Source organism: Desulfosporosinus hippei DSM 8344 (genome assembly GCF_900100785.1).
Taxonomy (GTDB): domain Bacteria; phylum Bacillota; class Desulfitobacteriia; order Desulfitobacteriales; family Desulfitobacteriaceae; genus Desulfosporosinus; species Desulfosporosinus hippei.
Genome location: NZ_FNCP01000007.1, coordinates 79,168 through 94,954, shown reverse-complemented (window position 1 = coordinate 94,954; position 15,787 = coordinate 79,168). Strand labels below are relative to the sequence as shown.

The 15,787-nt window shown below is 40.1% G+C and carries 17 protein-coding genes and 1 riboswitch; of the genes, 11 read left to right on the top strand and 6 right to left on the bottom strand.

Annotated features, from left to right (window positions below; translation table 11 throughout):
- The first annotated feature begins 27 nt into the window (after positions 1–27).
- Both BLS16_RS08030 and BLS16_RS08025 read left to right on the top strand, forming a co-directional pair.
- Positions 28–1,395, top strand: coding sequence for a PFL family protein (locus BLS16_RS08030; protein ID WP_092332057.1), 1,368 nt, complete (start codon positions 28–30; stop codon positions 1,393–1,395).
- Between the two features lie 432 nt (positions 1,396–1,827).
- A riboswitch (cyclic di-AMP (ydaO/yuaA leader) is annotated at positions 1,828–1,969 on the top strand.
- Between the two features lie 7 nt (positions 1,970–1,976).
- Positions 1,977–2,753, top strand: coding sequence for a C40 family peptidase (locus tag BLS16_RS08025; RefSeq protein WP_092332253.1), 777 nt, complete (start codon positions 1,977–1,979; stop codon positions 2,751–2,753).
- A gap of 631 nt (positions 2,754–3,384) precedes the next feature.
- On the opposite strand, the gene uvrC is transcribed toward BLS16_RS08025, so the two are convergent.
- Entirely contained in the window at positions 3,385–5,151 is a 1,767-nt protein-coding gene (uvrC, locus tag BLS16_RS08020) for an excinuclease ABC subunit UvrC (RefSeq protein ID WP_092332055.1), read from the bottom strand.
- A 148-nt stretch (positions 5,152–5,299) separates the two neighbouring features.
- Between uvrC and BLS16_RS08015 the strand changes: the two genes are divergently transcribed.
- Positions 5,300–5,824: a hypothetical protein gene (locus tag BLS16_RS08015; protein WP_092332052.1), complete on the top strand. Its 525-nt coding sequence runs from the start codon at positions 5,300–5,302 to the stop codon at positions 5,822–5,824.
- 5 nt (positions 5,825–5,829) lie between these two features.
- On the opposite strand, the gene BLS16_RS08010 is transcribed toward BLS16_RS08015, so the two are convergent.
- Complete coding sequence (locus BLS16_RS08010; RefSeq protein WP_092332050.1) at positions 5,830–6,273, bottom strand: DMT family transporter; 444 nt, start codon at positions 6,271–6,273, stop codon at positions 5,830–5,832.
- Between the two features lie 205 nt (positions 6,274–6,478).
- On the opposite strand from BLS16_RS08010, the gene BLS16_RS08005 reads away from it, so the two are divergent.
- From BLS16_RS08005 to BLS16_RS07975, 7 genes are all read left to right on the top strand, one after another.
- A complete protein-coding gene (locus BLS16_RS08005; RefSeq protein WP_034598911.1) occupies positions 6,479–6,853 on the top strand; it encodes a hypothetical protein in 375 nt (124 codons plus the stop codon).
- Between the two features lie 132 nt (positions 6,854–6,985).
- The gene (gene mqnE, locus BLS16_RS08000; RefSeq protein ID WP_092332047.1) at positions 6,986–8,095 is read left to right on the top strand and encodes an aminofutalosine synthase MqnE; all 1,110 of its coding nucleotides are present in this window, start codon (positions 6,986–6,988) and stop codon (positions 8,093–8,095) included.
- 23 nt (positions 8,096–8,118) lie between these two features.
- Positions 8,119–8,601: a metallophosphoesterase family protein gene (locus tag BLS16_RS07995; protein WP_092332044.1), complete on the top strand. Its 483-nt coding sequence runs from the start codon at positions 8,119–8,121 to the stop codon at positions 8,599–8,601.
- Between the two features lie 31 nt (positions 8,602–8,632).
- On the top strand, positions 8,633–9,175 hold the full coding sequence (locus tag BLS16_RS07990; protein WP_092332042.1) for a DUF2103 domain-containing protein: 543 nt from the start codon (positions 8,633–8,635) through the stop codon (positions 9,173–9,175).
- Positions 9,176–9,262: 87 nt separating this feature from the next.
- Positions 9,263–10,372, top strand: a complete 1,110-nt coding sequence (locus BLS16_RS07985; RefSeq protein WP_092332039.1) for a hypothetical protein — start codon at positions 9,263–9,265, stop codon at positions 10,370–10,372.
- A complete protein-coding gene (locus BLS16_RS07980) occupies positions 10,369–10,668 on the top strand; it encodes an EscU/YscU/HrcU family type III secretion system export apparatus switch protein (protein WP_092332037.1) in 300 nt (99 codons plus the stop codon). The genes BLS16_RS07985 and BLS16_RS07980 overlap by 4 nt, the downstream gene beginning before the upstream one ends.
- A gap of 68 nt (positions 10,669–10,736) precedes the next feature.
- Positions 10,737–11,180 (top strand): DUF2383 domain-containing protein, encoded by a 444-nt coding sequence (locus tag BLS16_RS07975; protein ID WP_092332034.1) that lies wholly within the window; start codon positions 10,737–10,739, stop codon positions 11,178–11,180.
- A gap of 35 nt (positions 11,181–11,215) precedes the next feature.
- On the opposite strand, the gene BLS16_RS07970 is transcribed toward BLS16_RS07975, so the two are convergent.
- Positions 11,216–11,539 (bottom strand): hypothetical protein, encoded by a 324-nt coding sequence (locus BLS16_RS07970; RefSeq protein ID WP_092332031.1) that lies wholly within the window; start codon positions 11,537–11,539, stop codon positions 11,216–11,218.
- Between the two features lie 233 nt (positions 11,540–11,772).
- Between BLS16_RS07970 and BLS16_RS07965 the strand changes: the two genes are divergently transcribed.
- Entirely contained in the window at positions 11,773–12,036 is a 264-nt protein-coding gene (locus tag BLS16_RS07965) for an antibiotic biosynthesis monooxygenase (protein ID WP_014903480.1), read from the top strand.
- An 81-nt stretch (positions 12,037–12,117) separates the two neighbouring features.
- Here BLS16_RS07965 and BLS16_RS07960 read toward each other — a convergent pair whose 3' ends face one another.
- The 3 genes from BLS16_RS07960 to BLS16_RS07950 form a co-directional block, all read right to left on the bottom strand.
- Positions 12,118–12,930: an aminotransferase class IV gene (locus BLS16_RS07960; protein WP_092332029.1), complete on the bottom strand. Its 813-nt coding sequence runs from the start codon at positions 12,928–12,930 to the stop codon at positions 12,118–12,120.
- A complete protein-coding gene (gene pabB, locus BLS16_RS07955) occupies positions 12,917–14,947 on the bottom strand; it encodes an aminodeoxychorismate synthase component I (RefSeq protein ID WP_092332026.1) in 2,031 nt (676 codons plus the stop codon). The genes BLS16_RS07960 and pabB overlap by 14 nt, the downstream gene beginning before the upstream one ends.
- Positions 14,948–15,119: 172 nt before the next feature.
- Positions 15,120–15,626 (bottom strand): hypothetical protein, encoded by a 507-nt coding sequence (locus BLS16_RS07950; protein ID WP_092332024.1) that lies wholly within the window; start codon positions 15,624–15,626, stop codon positions 15,120–15,122.
- Positions 15,627–15,787: the final 161 nt, after the last annotated feature.

Sequence of the window (15,787 nt, the reverse complement as noted above, 5' to 3'; positions counted from 1 at the left end):
CTATTAGTGGAATAGTGGAGGTAAGTAATGACGATCACGTTCGCACGAGAAGAAATTCAACAAACAATTAATATGATTCAGAAAGAAAATCTTGATATCAGAACGATTACCATGGGTATAAGTTTACTCGATTGTAGCTCTGATGACATCGGCAAAATGGAATCGAAAATCTACGATAAGATTACTAAAAATGCTGGGCGCTTAGTAGAAGTTGGTGAGCAAATATCAGCTCGTTATGGAATTCCCATCATTAATAAGCGAGTTTCGGTGACTCCTATAGCGATTGCAGCTGCTCAAATGAACTCGGAAGAAATGGTGCGGATTGCAAAAGCTTTGAACAAAGCCGCTCGTGAAATCGGGATAAATTTTATTGGCGGTTTTTCAGCTCTTGTGCAAAAAGGGTTTACTAATGGCGATTTGGCACTGATTGATTCAATCCCACAAGCACTGAGCGAGACAGAGTTTGTCTGCTCATCGGTTAATATTGGTACCACAAAAGCTGGAATTAACATGGACGCCGTACTAAAAATGGGTAATATAATCTTGAAATCAGCACAACTTACTGCGGATAATGATGGAATAGCTGCAGCTAAGTTAGTTGTATTCTGTAATGCGCCGGAAGATAACCCCTTCATGGCTGGTGCTTTCCATGGTGTCGGAGAACCGGAAAGGGTTATCAACGTCGGGGTTAGTGGGCCAGGGGTTGTGGCTAAAGTTGTAAAAGAACATCCTAATGCAGACTTCAGTGAGCTTTCTAATTTAATAAAGCAAACTTCCTTTAAAATCACTCGGATGGGCGAGTTGATTGCACGTGCCGCCTCCAAGTCACTTAACGTTCCTTTTGGAATTGTAGACTTGTCTCTGGCACCTACTCCCGCAATCGGGGATAGCGTGGCAGAAATATTAGAGAATATGGGGCTTGAGCGTTGTGGAACTCACGGTACAACGGCAGCTTTAGCTTTGCTTAACGATGCCGTTAAAAAGGGCGGAGCAATGGCATCATCTCATGTCGGAGGGCTGAGTGGCGCTTTCATTCCAGTGTCAGAAGATGCGGGAATGGTAAGAGCGGTTGAAGAAGGAGCCTTAACACTTGACAAGCTGGAAGCAATGACTTGTGTTTGTTCAGTCGGTCTGGATATGATTGCCCTACCGGGTGATGTTAGTGCAGAAACAATTTCCGCAATTATCGCTGACGAAGCAGCCATAGGAATGATCAACAAGAAAACAACTGCTGTACGAGTAATCCCAGCGATTGGCAAACAAGCCGGGGATAGAGTGGAATTCGGAGGGCTATTAGGCGGAGCGCCGATCATTGCTATTCATCCATACTCGTCGAATTTGTTTGTTCATCGTGGAGGTCGTATTCCTGCACCAATTATTAGCCTTACTAATTAGACCTTATTTCGTGATGTTTTAGTTTTAAAGTAAGGCTTAATTTTGGGGTTTTCTCAAATTCTTTGACCCTTACTCTACAACTTTGCATAAGGTTTTATCCATTTAATGCCCCCACCATCAAAAGGTGGGGGCACTTCTGTTCAGGTTTTTTGTAAAGTTACTTTTGATAATGTCTTCCTTATTACATACTATCCAAAGTGTTGTATACTAGGAAAACAATGGATGAATGTTAGATTGAAATTGGGATACACTGTTGTAGGGATTTAAGTGAGACCATTCATTTTGAGTGAATACGACAGAATTAGCATAAGACGGATAATACCCACCCCTTTAAAACTTAAAAAAAAAGAGAATAATGGAAAATATTTACTGAGGAATAAATTTCCTCGGGAGTAAATGCAGGACATTTTAGGTTTGTCTCGAATAGTATGTATTAAGAAAAAGCTGAGTCCAAATGCCGTACTTTGGAGCGGGGGATAATTTTGGGGTGAATCACGTGCCCATTCACGTGTAGGGCTTTACACCTACTGCCCGAATCCGTCAACTAACCTCGTAAGCTAAGAAAGGTGGACGTACACTTGGTGGTTTCCTCATCTACGCGGAAGTGGTTGGGAAGCATCACTTTCGCTGGTCTGCTTTTAGCAAGCAGCCTTCCGGCATTAGCTTCATCTGAACAGAGTACGACTCCGAGTCCTATTCCCATGAAGCCTTTGTTAGTTGCTTCAGCAAATGTATCAGATGACACTTATACTCAGACAGTTCGAAAGCAACTACAATGGACTGAAATCACAGCAAAGACCAGTGTGAATGTGGAAAGTCTACCCGCACCGGAAAAATCAGAGCCTGAACCTATCTCAACACAAAGTAAATCTGTAATTGTCGCAAAGAAAACTCAGCCGACAACGGATTTGCAAGCTGCAAAGAAAGCGCAGGCAGCAAAGATTGAAACCAAAGCAGTGCAAGTTGCAGAAGAACCTAAACAACAGGTATCCCGTTCAAGTGATTCTACACTTGTCAGTAATGCCCTAAGCCTAACAGGAGTGCCCTATGTATTTGGCGGAACCAGCAAGAAGGGTTTCGATTGCTCAGGGTATACACAGTATGTTTTTAAGGGTTCAGGGATATCTTTGCCTAGAACATCTTCTGCGCAATTTAATGTAGGGACACCAGTAAAGAAAGATAAGCTACAATCGGGCGACTTGGTTTTCTTCTCGACTTATGCGAAAGGCCCGTCTCATGTAGGTGTTTACATTGGTGGTGGACAATTCGTACATGCTTCAAACAGTGGTGTGCGTACCACAAGCCTTAACGATAGTTACTATGCTGCTCGGTATGTAGGTGCTCGTCGGGTTAACTAGTTCCAAAAGTTTTAAAGTCCAGCAATTTTGCTGGACTTTTTTGTACTATCAGAAAGTATAAACTTTCGTTATATACTGCAAGAAGATTTAATACGTGCGAAGACAGTGTCTTCGTCCAAGCATAAGTGCAACTAGGCAGCCGCCTGCGCCAGAGGCTGCAAGACGGCTAATACGTGCGAAGCCAGTGTCTTCGGGCGCCAGCCAAGTTTTCTTTATACCCAGTTCCAATACTATAAACTTAGTTATATACTGCAAGAAGGTTTAATACGTGCGAAGACAGTGTCTTCGTCTAAGTATAAGGGCAACTAGGAAAACTCCTGGCGCTGGAAGCTTCTTCGCTAAGTTATCAGTGGGTGGACAGTGTCAGCAAGAAGGGCTAATACGTGCGAAGACAGTGTCTTCGTGAGGGTGCCAGCCAAGTTTCTTTTACGATAGCAGCAGTTATAGTTGTGGTATCCAGGGAATAGGCGTGTATTTAATACATTCTCCTCCCGGTTTAACCAGAGCAATTGCAGAATTATGAATATAGAAATCGGTAATTGAGCATTTATGGGTGCGTTTGAAATAACACTTGCGACATAGTTCGACTCGATAATTAAGAATCACGGAATTGTGTTTCCTCCTTTACAGGTCAATCACTTTTAGAACCTGAGCAAAAATAATCGTAGATTGTTTTAGCAGTATTGTATGGGATCCCGGAAGCTTGTAATTCCACGATGCTAGCAGACTGAATATCTTCAAGTGACGGAAAATGACGTAACAGCTGTTGCTTACGTCTTGGGCCGATTCCCGGAATATCATCCAGAATTGAAAAAGTCATATTTTTGGCACGCTGCTGACGATGAAAGGTAATCGCAAAGCGGTGGACTTCATCCTGAATTCTGCCAAGTAAAAAAAACGTAGGATGATTCTTAGGCAAGAGAACCTGTTCTCCAAACTGATTAATTAGTCCGTGGGTTTGATGACGTTCATTTTTAACCATTCCGGCAACTGGAATTACTAGATTAATTTCCTTTAAGGCACTTAATGCTGCCCTTATTTGCCCTTTACCCCCATCCACCAATATTAAGTTAGGAAGAGTTTCGTTTTCGGAAACTAATCGTCTATACCTGCGAAAAATTACTTGCTTCATGGCAGCAGTATCATCAGAAGTATCCATGGGTTGGATTTTATATTTACGATAACCTCTGCGTTCAGGTTTGCCTTCAATAAATTGTACCATTCCAGCAACAGTGTGTGCTCCTGAAATATTGGAAATGTCAAAGGCTTCAATTCTTCTGGGAACTGAAATGTTTAAGAGTTCCCCAAGTGTATTTAAAGCATCTCCTGTTTCTTGCTGTTGATTAATTTCAAGAGTGATTTGGTCATGAAGAGTGGTTTGAGCATTTGTCATGGCCATTAGTACCAATTCTCTTTTTTTTCCTTTCTGAGGAATTGTGATAGGGAAGAGTTTGGATAAAGCCAAGGACTCAATGGCTGGAATTAAGATTTCTTTGGGCCATACTGCCCGTTCTATATAAAACTGAGCAACAAAAGAAATAAAAGCTTCTTCCGGCTCTTCGTAATAGGGAAAAATAAAATTATCTCTAGCAAGCAATTTTCCTTGACGCAAATAGAATACTTGAATACACATCTGGTCAGTTGTGGTTGCAAAACCCAAAACATCGCGATCAATAAAATCATTGAGGGTGATGTTTTGTTTTTCTCCTAACTGCTTCAAATCTTCAATAAGGTCTCGGTATTCCTTGGCTCGTTCAAATTGTAGAGCTTCAGAAGCTTTAATCATTTTCCCTTGTAAGAGAGTAAGGATACCACTTTGATCCCCTTTTAGAAAAGTTGATACCTCTTTGCGCATTCCTTTATAGACTTCAGGGGGAACCTCTTGAATACAAGGGGCAAGGCACTGTTCTAAATGATAGTAAAGGCAGGGTTGTGAGGGGATTTGACGACATTTTCGAAAAGGAAATAGTCGATTTAGTAAACGAGCTGCTTCCCTAGCTGCCGTTGCATTAGGATAAGGGCCATAGTATTTACTTTTATCTTTCTTCAACTGTCGTGTTACAAGAACTCGAGGGTGACTTTCTTCGGTAATTGATAGGTAGGGGTAAGATTTATCATCGCGCAAGAGAATATTGTATTTTGGGTTGTGTTTCTTAATTAAATTACACTCTAAGACAAGAGCTTCAACTTCGGAATCCGTCGTGATATATTCAAAATCTGAAATATGACTAACTAGCCGGGCAGTTTTTCCGTCGTGTGAACCGGTGAAATATGATTTAACTCGGTTTTTAAGAACTTTTGCTTTCCCGACATATATAATTTGAGCTTGATTATCTTTCATTAAATAAACGCCAGGTTTTTCTGGCAACAAGGATAGCTTCTGTCGAAGCAGATTCAATATTCCCACCTCAAGTCTATTTTAGAGGTTGGAATTAAGAGATGCAAGTTTAATAATCATATCTTTAAGTAAACAAACGTATATATGGTATATGAAGCATTGTGGTTGTCAGAAAAAGTAAAGTTCAAGTATATTGGAGGGGATTGATATGCCTAATACTTGGGGACGACCACCGCGCAACGATCTATGGCGGGACTTACAAGCACTTGCTTTGTGGATCTTGATTATTGGAGTTGTAGGTTATGTCCTTTTTCCAAGCTTTTTTAAAAGCGTATATAGTCATCTTTCAGATCCGGTTTCCCAAGCCAGTACAATTAACGACCAATATTCTCTTAATAATCCTCCAAATCCCAACACTGATTTCACAAGTGATCAAAATTTCTTGGGCCAAGATTTTTCTAGTGTATCTAATGCACTATACAATAATAGTAATAACGAAGTATCTATAGGTTATTGGGTTATCTTTGTAGCTGATGGAGAGTTTAAGCAACTGTCAGTTAGCAGTGATTCCTATGCCTATTTGTTGCATTTAATAGAAAGTGATAAAAACGCTGCTGGTAAAATTACAGTGATATTGTCTTCCAACGGCCAAATAAGTAAGTATAATGTGAGTGATGAAATATACGCCATAATCACAAATATGGCGTTAATTGTAAATCGCAGTAGTAAGTAAGTCTATTAGCGAAAAAGAAGTTTAGCGCCTGCTGCGAATAGACCGATGCCGAGCAATTGCCAAGGACTCCAGTGAACTTTTGTAACTCCGAATAAGCCGAAATGATCAATAAGAACAGCCATACTGACTTGTCCGATGATGATTGCAGTCGTAGCGTTACAGACACCAACTTTTGGAATACTTGTTGCTACAAGTCCAACGATAATGACACTAAGAACCCCACCTAGATACAGATACCAGGGAATAGAGCTCCAGGTATGGTTTAAGAATGGTGCTCGCCAAGTGAGTATTACCCCTAGTGAGACAAGTGTACCGATAATATGGACAATGAGTGTGGCAGATAGAAGGGACGTCTTTTGACTTAAAGCTGAGTTTAACGTACCTTGCACTGCCATTGCAACTCCAGAAATCGCAGCAATTAAAAATGGGAGAGAAAGTAATTTTGACATTTAAATCCTCCTGAAGCAATTTTTGAATTTTCTTTAATCATTATCATAGACTTAATCAATAAACCATTGGATACTCGAGTTTTCACCACTTAAGATTAAATATCCGTGGGGAATTAAGGCAATTCCGTTAAGATGTATCAGTATTCAATACAAAGTTAAGGGGAAAATGTAAGTATCGTAAAAATAATTTAAAAAGAGGTGCATCATGGACATTGATTATAATTTGGTACAACGCGCCCAGATGCTTCTCACCCTAGACCATCCTTTAACACAGGTGAGAGAGATTCTCCTGAGGGAAGGTTATCCCCAAGAACAAGTGGTTGAATTAATGGATGCAACTGAAGAAGTGCTAAATTATCTTGTACCTCCCCAATACGATGAAAATAAAATCGGCATCGATATTTTACATCCAGGGGAAGAGAAAAAAGAAGGCCGAAAACCAACTGTCGATATATTAATTGACAAACGCTCTGGTCGTCTGGAATTAATAACCCCTCACCAACCGGAGACCTGGCGAGTGGCCAATGAGGTTCGTAAAGCTATTAAACGACAACGTAAAACAATGAAAAATTATCACTAAAGTTTAATGGGGCTGTAATTAATTACAGTCCTTTCCTGTACCTTTTCGACATCTTTCCTATATCTTTTCTCGAATTTCAGGAATTATGTTATAATTAAAATACATAACAATTATAGGAAAGAAGGGTCTGTTGTGGGTTTTACTCCAGTAATCGATGGATTAGAAAAAATCTATACAAAAATAAATACTCAGCAAAGGCTAAACAAAGAGGATGGTTTATTACTCTTACAAACAACTAATTTACTTGGTTTGGGTTATCTAGCTAACCAAAAGAAACGAATGATGACTGGGAATCAAGTTTTTTATAATAACAATGCCCATATTAACTACAGTAATGTGTGTAAAGTTAAATGTGGACTCTGCGCTTTTGCCAAAGATCCAGGGGAAAAGGGTTCCTATACGATGACTATTGAAGAAGTGGTTGATAAAGCAAGGCACTTCGCCAAACAGGGCGTTACTGAACTTCATATAGTTGGAGGCATACATCCGGATCTTCCCTTTTCATACTACTTAGAAATGATTAAACAAATAAAAGAGTCTGCTCCACAAGTGAGTTTAAAAGCCTTCACGGCGGCAGAATATGATTTCTTTGCGCAAAAAGAGAATTTACCGGTTATAGAAATAATAAAAATTCTAAAAGATGCAGGACTAAGCTTTATTACAGGTGGGGGAGCGGAAAATTTTAGTCCAAGAGTCCGAGAAATCATTTGTCCCGGAAAGTTGAGCGGAGAGCGCTGGCTAGAAATACATCGTCTCGCCCATACCCTAGGAATACCATCTAATGCAAATGTTCTGTATGGTATTATAGAAACAGATGAAGAACTAATAGATCACCTTTTAGCCTTAAGGAACCTGCAAGATGAGACAGGTGGCTTTAAGGCCTTGATTCCCACCGCTTTTCATCCTAAAAATACAAAATTTGAGGATCTCCCTCAAGCAAGTGCCGTACGAACATTAAAAGTGATTGCTGTTGCTCGCTTAATCTTAGATAATTTTCGTTATATCAAGGCCTATTGGGTTTCTTCTAGTCCGCAAGTAGCCCAAATGGCCCTTTCCTTCGGAGCCAATGATTTAGACGGAGTAGTACGCGAAGAGAAAATCTATCATACTGCAGGAGCTACAAGTCCTCAGATGCAGACTGAACAACAGCTAGTTGAGATGATTCATGAATTGGGATTAGAGGCAGTTGAAAGAGATACCTACTATAATATCATTAAGACAGTATCCCCCAACCGGGGTTGAGTTAAAGCCAAGAGGTGAATAAAATGCACATTGCTGTATTGTCAGACACTCATTTGCGCCCTGGTAAATCTCTGCCAAGTTTTGTCTGGGAACACTTGAATCAAGTAGATATGATTCTACATGCAGGTGATTTGACGAATATGGGATTGCTTGAGGAATTATCTTCCATAGCACCGGTTCGGGCTGTATGCGGGAATTGTGATGGTTGGGATGTAGCACTTCCTGACCGGGATATTATTGAATGCGAGGGTGTAAATATCGGCTTAATTCACGGGCATGTGGGAAAAGGAAAAAACACCCCTGATCGAGCTTATTATGCTTTTGTTGATTCAAAGGTAGATATTATTGTTTTTGGGCATAGTCATACGCCTTTTTTGGAGTGGAGAAATGGCCTCCTCTTATTTAACCCTGGTTCTCCAACAGACAAACGAAGAGAGCAATACTTCTCTTTTGGACTAATTAATATTCAACATGGGGAGATACAAGCAAAGCATGTTTATTTTTAAATGCTAAACAGGATGTGTCCGGAGGATATCAATGAAACATCGTAGGAATAAAGTCAAACGTGAACATGGTATTATTCAAAATGCATTAGAATGGTTAGAAAATCTAAGCCTTCTGGTGGAAGTTACTGACATCATTCCAGGTGTTATTGATGTGAACCGATCCTCTGAAAGAGGTATTGTTTATAAATATGAAACACAAACAGGATGCAAGCTGTTGCTTAAAAGTAGTGGCTCAATCCAAGAAGCCTTTGTCGTAACAAAATACCCTCAGCGCATTAAGGAATGGGTTAATAAAGAATTTCCGTCATCCGATATCTTAAGGGTTGAGCAGGATGATACTACTTCGCCGAACACTCGCGCTGGGAAACCTTCGAAAGTCCGGCCAAAATCGGGGATTAAAGCCGAGTCTACCCCAATGGCGAAAGGGCGGAGATCGAAGCGACGATCTGCTAAAAAAGGACTAATGTTAAATGCTTATTCTGACGATAAATCAATAACAGTGGCTGATCAACTGGATGGTTCTATGAGGAAGGCCTTAAAAGATCTTAAAAATTCTTTGGAAAGGCCAAGGTAAGAAGCCAAGAAAGTAGACGATAGATAATTTTAAGCCCTTAACCTTTAGCATGCGAATCGGCTGCTTATGTAAGGATGGTGTATAAGCGTGGAAGTAAGTGGCATATCAGCACCTAGTTCGGTTAACGCAGCCGCCCTTCTAAGCAAGTTTCAGCTTGGAGAGCGGCTTCTGGTAGAAGTTATGAACATTTCCGGTAAGGGCGAAGGGAGTATTAGGGTTAAAGGACAAAACTTAAATGCCCTTTTAGAAACATCAACTCAGGTGGGGGAGAAGTTTTGGGTTAAGGTAGGGAATTTAAATGAGGGAGGCTTATTACTTATTCGTGAGCCAATTCCCGGCAAACTAAAAGATAGTTTATCTGTTCCACCACAAGTCCAACAGATAAATGAGCGGGGCTTACCTAATAACCAAACTATTGTCGCATTAGTAAAAACCTTTCCAACAACGACTTTAGAAGTGTTTAGTGCATTATTCGGAAGTATGCAGGGAACTTCGTTAAACAATGAATTATTAACATACTTGAAAAAGGCAATTCCGCAGTGGAGTAGTCTATCTGGAGATAATGGAAAAGATGAATTGTTGAGGAGCTTGAAAAAGCTTGGTCTTAATTACGAACATCGGATACATAATATGCTTAAATTAGATCAACCTGCTAAAGAGATTGAAAAACAAAGTCTCCTGGATACGTTTAAAGGAGTACTCCTGAAAGCGATTCAAAGTCAAGACAATGAGGACAGGAATGATTCGGATAACCCACTAGTTCAAATGCTTCAGAAAATAACCGGGCAGCAAATGTGGTTAAAAACAGGAGCCCTGGATAGTGCGTACCTGATACTACATCTACCACTCTTGAATCATGAGCAGCTTATCCCTGCTCAAATAGCTATTGAAAGTTCTCGTAAAGGATCAAAAATGGATGAACACCATTGTCGAATTGCTATCTTAGTTCAAACCCAGGAACTTGGAGAAATAGGAATTGATGCTTTTTTTAATGAGAATATTTTCACATGCAAGGTACTAAGCGATGATTCCTTGCTCCCGCGACTCCTTGAAGTAGCAATACCTGAAACAAAAGAGAAATTTATAAAACTAGGCTTTCAATTAGAAAGAGTCGAATCGGGAGAACTAAGACAGAACCTTGAATTTCTTAATTTTCTCCATGGATCTCGACGAAGTGGAGTTGATATTCTGAGATGATAGAAAATAACAAAAACAAGACTAAAAAGAAGAGAGAAGATAAGGCTGCCGCCTTAGTCTACGATCAGGCTGGGGCCCCAAGAATTGTCGCTAAAGGAGTAGGCGAAGTTGCTCGTAAAATAATAGAAAACGCTGAAGAAGAAGGTATCCCTATTCAAAAGAACGAGGTGCTTGTGGAAGCTCTGATGCAAGTTGAATTGTCAAAGGAAATACCTCCTCAACTTTACCAAGCCGTGGCTGAATTGTTAGCTTTTGTATATCGGTTAGAAAAAGTTAAATCCACCGCTAGGTTATAAATGATACATAATTCAGAGAATGCTTCGCAAACTATTAAGACAATGAAAATAGGATGCAGGAGGTCTTTATGAAGACATCATTTGAAGCTTTAAACACCATACTCAAAGGCGAACAGATGGCCATCGATCAATACCAGGCCTATATAGACACATTAACCGATAGCCCACTACGAAACCATCTTATAGCAATTCTTACAGATCATAAAGAGCACGCGACCCGGATAGCTTATTATATTCAAACAAATGGAGGGCAGGTTGAAGAAGGGGGGGGTTTCCCGGGTTTGATCGCTGAATGGAAAACTAGACTAGCAAATATGAGGGAGATTGCACCCGCAGAAATGCTTAAACGTCTTTATGACGGAGAGGATAAAGGATTGGCTAGAGCGGTTCAATATTCGGAGCAATATTTAAACAGCGCAGAAAAAGAGGTTTTAAATCCTATATTCTCAAACGAACATGATCACCTAAAGCAGTTGCAAAACTTACAAGAGGGGCTTTACAACAATATATAGAATAAAAAGCGGCATTTGCCGCTTTTTATAGGTGCTTATTTTGTTAGAGATTCTTTATGTGATTGTTTCCGTGATAATCGCTTTCGAGCCAACATATTAGCAACTTTGCCATTGTCCCCTAAGAAGATGCCTTGTAGTCTCCATTCACGGAAAGTCTGCCAGAACTGCTGTTCTGATATTCTGTGGGTATAACCTTCAGATTCTTCATCGTATGGCCAAAAGACGTCAACCCATAAAGTACCATTGCTGCTTAAAACTAATAGGAAATGAACTAGTTCAGGATTTGTGGATTCAGAATCGCGCATTAGTATGTGTGAGCGCCCGTTAGGAAAGTCAGTTCGTATGTAACTTAACTTCATTTTAAACTTAATCCCCCTCTGATAATTCCAGAGATTCCTGATGTATCAGGTTTAGTATAGCATGAAATGATTGATAAAACGATGGGCAATTTTACTATATCCCCTACTCCTGTCAACTTAATTTATGCTGATTGTCGAATAAAAGTTCATAAAAAATTCACGTATGTGAACAGAACATTCAGGACAAACTGAGAACGCTAAATATTAAATTAAGGTTAATGGGAGGATATTTTATGTTGACAGTTATTCATACCTTCAATGGTCCTGATCAGGATCGAATTCTGGGAGAAGTTAGGACAGGGATACAATCTGTTGAAGATATCGAGGGATTTAAATTTGCCTCAGTTAATAAGCAACAAAACACCAAAGATATAATGCTTTTTTCGAAATGGGAAAATCGTACAGCGTATGAGAATTGGGCTGATACAGTTGGTGAAAACAAAGCATTCAAGCAAGCAACGCCACAAATGTTTGAGGTTTTGGATGAAAAATATTAATTGAAATGCAAAAAAGGTGCCATGGGTTTGAGGGTTCAAACTTTTGGCACCTTTGCCTTATTAACATAGAAGGGTAGAGAATTAAAATTCTTTGATCAAATTCGAGTACGCGTGTTCAAGATTTCTCGTGATAGAATCTTTAGAGTGTGGCAATGAAACGCTAAAAGAAGAACAACCTTTTAAACTTTGTACTGGCATTAAACCCATCAAGGAGTTAGTCATGAAGACTTCATCAGCAGACAAGAGATCGTTTAGGGTATAGAAACCTTCTTTGGTAAAGATATTATTTGAGCGAGCTAAATCAAGAATAATTTGGCGGCGAGTCCCAGGCAAACAACCACTTGTCAGTGCAGGGGTATATAGAGTCTTATTCTTAACAAAGAAGAGGTTGCTCATTGTCCCTTCTGCCAAATATCCTTGGGTATTGAGCCAAAGTCCTTCATCACATCCATTACTTACAGCTTCTTCTTTTGCCAAGAGGTTCTCAAGATAATTAGTTGACTTAATTTGACACAGTGGAGATTGCTCATTTCGGGGATATGGCAAGAGGTGTAGTTTAATACCGGAAGAGTACTGTTCAGGTGTGTATGGTATTGAGCGTTGATGAAGCAGTAACTGAGATGGAAGATTGGTTGCTGGTGTTCCTCCGCTTAAGGTAATTCTAAGTGCAAAAGGGTTTGGATAACTAAATTGACTGACAAAGTCATGAATGCTTAATAGCCATTTCTGTTGATCAGGCATTTTGAGGCCCAGTATCTGAGCCCCCCTATACATACGCTCCCAATGCAGATCGACAAAGAGTGCACCGCGAGTTGTAATAAGGAGAGTTTCAAAAAGTCCAAATCCAAATAAAGCCAAACGATCATTTGTCGAAATTGTACTAATGGGTGTCATGTAGATGACCTCTCAAAACATTAAATAATGCTTTTGCTTTGTGGAGAGTCTCATCATATTCATCCTCAGGCTTGGAGTCAGCGACAATCCCGCCTCCTACATGAACAAAGGCCTTGCCATCTTTTATTAATATTGTCCGAATAACTATGTTTAAGTCCCAAGCTCCATCAAAGCCTATATAACCAATGCTACCGGTATAAAGACCGCGAGAGTACGGTTCTAACTCCTCGATAATCTCCATAGCTCTGATTTTAGGAGCACCTGTGATGGAACCTCCTGGAAAAATTGCCTTGATAATCTCACTAGGTTTTAATCCTTGTAACAATTGTCCCGTTACCGTAGAAACTAGATGCCAAACCGTTGGATATTTTTCAAGCCTAATTAAGTCAGGAACCTTAACTGTTCCAAACTTGCAGATCCGTCCGAGATCATTTCTTTCTAGATCAATAATCATGGTGAGTTCAGCTCGGTCTTTAGGACTGTTCTGAAGTTCCATGGCTTGTTGTTGATCTGCTGAGGGTGAGTCTTTGCGTGGACGAGTACCCTTTATTGGACGTGTTTCAACTTGTCCGTTGGGAAGAATTTTTATAAATCGTTCAGGCGAACTACAAAGAACCTGAAAATCCTGGTAAGGCAGGAAGGCTGCAAAGGGAGCAGGATTTTGTTGATGAAGATGAGAATAGAGACTCCAAGTATCGCCTTCCCAATTTAAGGAGAAGCGTTGAGTTAAGTTGGCTTGGTAAATATCACCTGCATAGATATAGTCAATTACACGTTGTAAGTCCGCCAAGTATTGTTGCTTGCTTACACTAGGCTCAATAATAGCGGCGGGGCGATTATCCGAGAGGATTGATAATTCTTGTTGAGATTCGTATTTGAGAAAAGCATTGATTGTTTGTTCTAAGCGTGCAATTCGAGAATTTGCTAATTCCCGTCGGCAAGATCCATCTTCTTGCATACCACAGGCCGAAATCCAGTATTTGTTCTCGGCATGATCATAGATAACTATTCCATCATACCAAGCAAATCGCCAGAGTGGTAAGTTAAGGTCATCGGTTCCTACCTGACGAAGATGTTCAAGTTCATTTTTTAAATCATAACTTAAAAAGCCCACAGCCCCTCCCGAAAAGGGAAAGGGAGAATGGGGGACATAATATTTACGACTAATCTTATCAAGATATTCCAGACTTTCGATTCCTTGAAGGGGAGTAATGTCAAGTTTAGATCGATCGGAATAGAAAACTTCGAGTTTTTCCGAATAGGCGGTTGCTTCCAGAAAGGGGAAGGCCCCCATATAAGAATACTTCCCGAGTTCTTGGTAGCCGTTGCCGCTATCTAAAAAGAAGGGTGCAGATTCTCCTTTTAAGGCTGGAAATAAACGATGGGGAGGAATTGAAATTGAGAGCGGCTGAACAACCCATTGTGAAGGGGAATTATGAAAATTCCAGTCTTTGGCATTTTGAAGGGCGTTCTTTAACAACTGGTGGCCAGATTCTGTTAATATGGCTTCCGGATGAAACTGAATACCTTCTATCGGCAAGTCGGTATGTCGAATCCCCATGATTTCGCCATCGTCCGTTTCGGCAGTAATTACAAGATCTTCAGGAAGAGTGGAACGCTCGATTATCAGAGAGTGATATCGTGTCACTACTAAAGGGTTGACTAGCTCGCGGAAAACTCCTTGTTGATCATGTCGAATAGGCATTGTCTTCCCATGGATTGGCTGCCTAGCCCTGATCACTTTTCCCCCAAAGAATTGTCCTATAGCTTGATGACCAAGACAAACCCCTAAAATAGGGATACGTCCTTTAAAATGTTCAATGACCGCTAAAGAGAGAGGAGCTTCGTCGGGGGTACAAGGGCCGGGTGAGATTACAATTAGGTCGGGGTGTACCTCTTCTATATCTTCAAGTTTACAGGCGTCTTGTCGCCTAACTATGATGTCTTCTCCAAGTTCTCCGAAGTATTGATAAAGGTTATACGTAAAAGAGTCATGATTGTCCAACAAAAATATCATAAATGTATCCCCTTCAATTCGCACATCTAAAATGTACGTAATCCCTTATAGTGTTGCTAAGAAAAGCTTCCTTTATAACCTCTGCCAAGAGCTGAGAATATATAGTTTAGCAAATATTCAAAACTAAGATAGGATAGTTGTACAAAAAGAAAAGTTGCGGTTAAGCAACTTTCTATTTCGCTTTGTTATTGTGCAATGCATCTAATAATTCCTGAAAGGCTGGTTGAAGGTTAGGGTTCTCAAGCCCTTGTAAAATAATAGTCTGATTGATGATAACCTGACCTACATTTGGCCCCTCCACTTCAATTTGTATGGACTGTACATCAAGATTAAGAGTGTGGTTATCAACCATAAATTTCATTCTCTTTGGTTGTGGGAAATTAGCCTGAATTTTTGTCGCCTTTACTAGGGTTTCCGTAGATGTCTCAGATGGACTCGGTGTATGCAGATCACTCAATACAAAAGAAGCTTCTAAGAGGAACTTTTGTAGAACAGCCATATTAGTGTTCCAGGGTAATTCCAAGAGCTCTGATTGATTCATGCCTGTTGGGGAAACTGACAAAATTACGTAAGTTCCATCTTGTGTTAAAAAAGGTTTTGGAGAACATCCGTTCAAGAAAAGGCTAGTGAATAAAATGGCGAGACTGAGTCCGAACATCGATATCTTTCTTCTTAACAATGGGAATCCTTCTTCCTAATTAAAGATAGTCGAATTCAAATTCATATTCAAATTTCTGAACGTATTTTAAAGAGTATTCGCTATAGATTTCAAAAATCCTGCTTTTGTTGGTTCCAGTCTTGAAAATAGTGTACAATATCAAGTAGAGAGGGGTCAACATT

What these genes read in the sequence shown, in the direction of transcription:
- BLS16_RS08030 (WP_092332057.1), top strand. Translation starts at nt 28, where the DNA reads ATGACGATCACGTTCGCACGAGAAGAAATTCAACAAACAATTAATATG.
- BLS16_RS08015 (WP_092332052.1), top strand. Translation starts at nt 5,300, where the DNA reads ATGCCTAATACTTGGGGACGACCACCGCGCAACGATCTATGGCGGGAC.
- BLS16_RS08010 (WP_092332050.1), bottom strand. Translation starts at nt 6,273, where the DNA reads ATGTCAAAATTACTTTCTCTCCCATTTTTAATTGCTGCGATTTCTGGA.
- BLS16_RS08005 (WP_034598911.1), top strand. Translation starts at nt 6,479, where the DNA reads ATGGACATTGATTATAATTTGGTACAACGCGCCCAGATGCTTCTCACC.
- BLS16_RS07995 (WP_092332044.1), top strand. Translation starts at nt 8,119, where the DNA reads ATGCACATTGCTGTATTGTCAGACACTCATTTGCGCCCTGGTAAATCT.
- BLS16_RS07990 (WP_092332042.1), top strand. Translation starts at nt 8,633, where the DNA reads ATGAAACATCGTAGGAATAAAGTCAAACGTGAACATGGTATTATTCAA.
- BLS16_RS07980 (WP_092332037.1), top strand. Translation starts at nt 10,369, where the DNA reads ATGATAGAAAATAACAAAAACAAGACTAAAAAGAAGAGAGAAGATAAG.
- BLS16_RS07975 (WP_092332034.1), top strand. Translation starts at nt 10,737, where the DNA reads ATGAAGACATCATTTGAAGCTTTAAACACCATACTCAAAGGCGAACAG.
- BLS16_RS07970 (WP_092332031.1), bottom strand. Translation starts at nt 11,539, where the DNA reads ATGAAGTTAAGTTACATACGAACTGACTTTCCTAACGGGCGCTCACAC.
- BLS16_RS07965 (WP_014903480.1), top strand. Translation starts at nt 11,773, where the DNA reads ATGTTGACAGTTATTCATACCTTCAATGGTCCTGATCAGGATCGAATT.
- BLS16_RS07960 (WP_092332029.1), bottom strand. Translation starts at nt 12,930, where the DNA reads ATGACACCCATTAGTACAATTTCGACAAATGATCGTTTGGCTTTATTT.
- pabB (WP_092332026.1), bottom strand. Translation starts at nt 14,947, where the DNA reads ATGATATTTTTGTTGGACAATCATGACTCTTTTACGTATAACCTTTAT.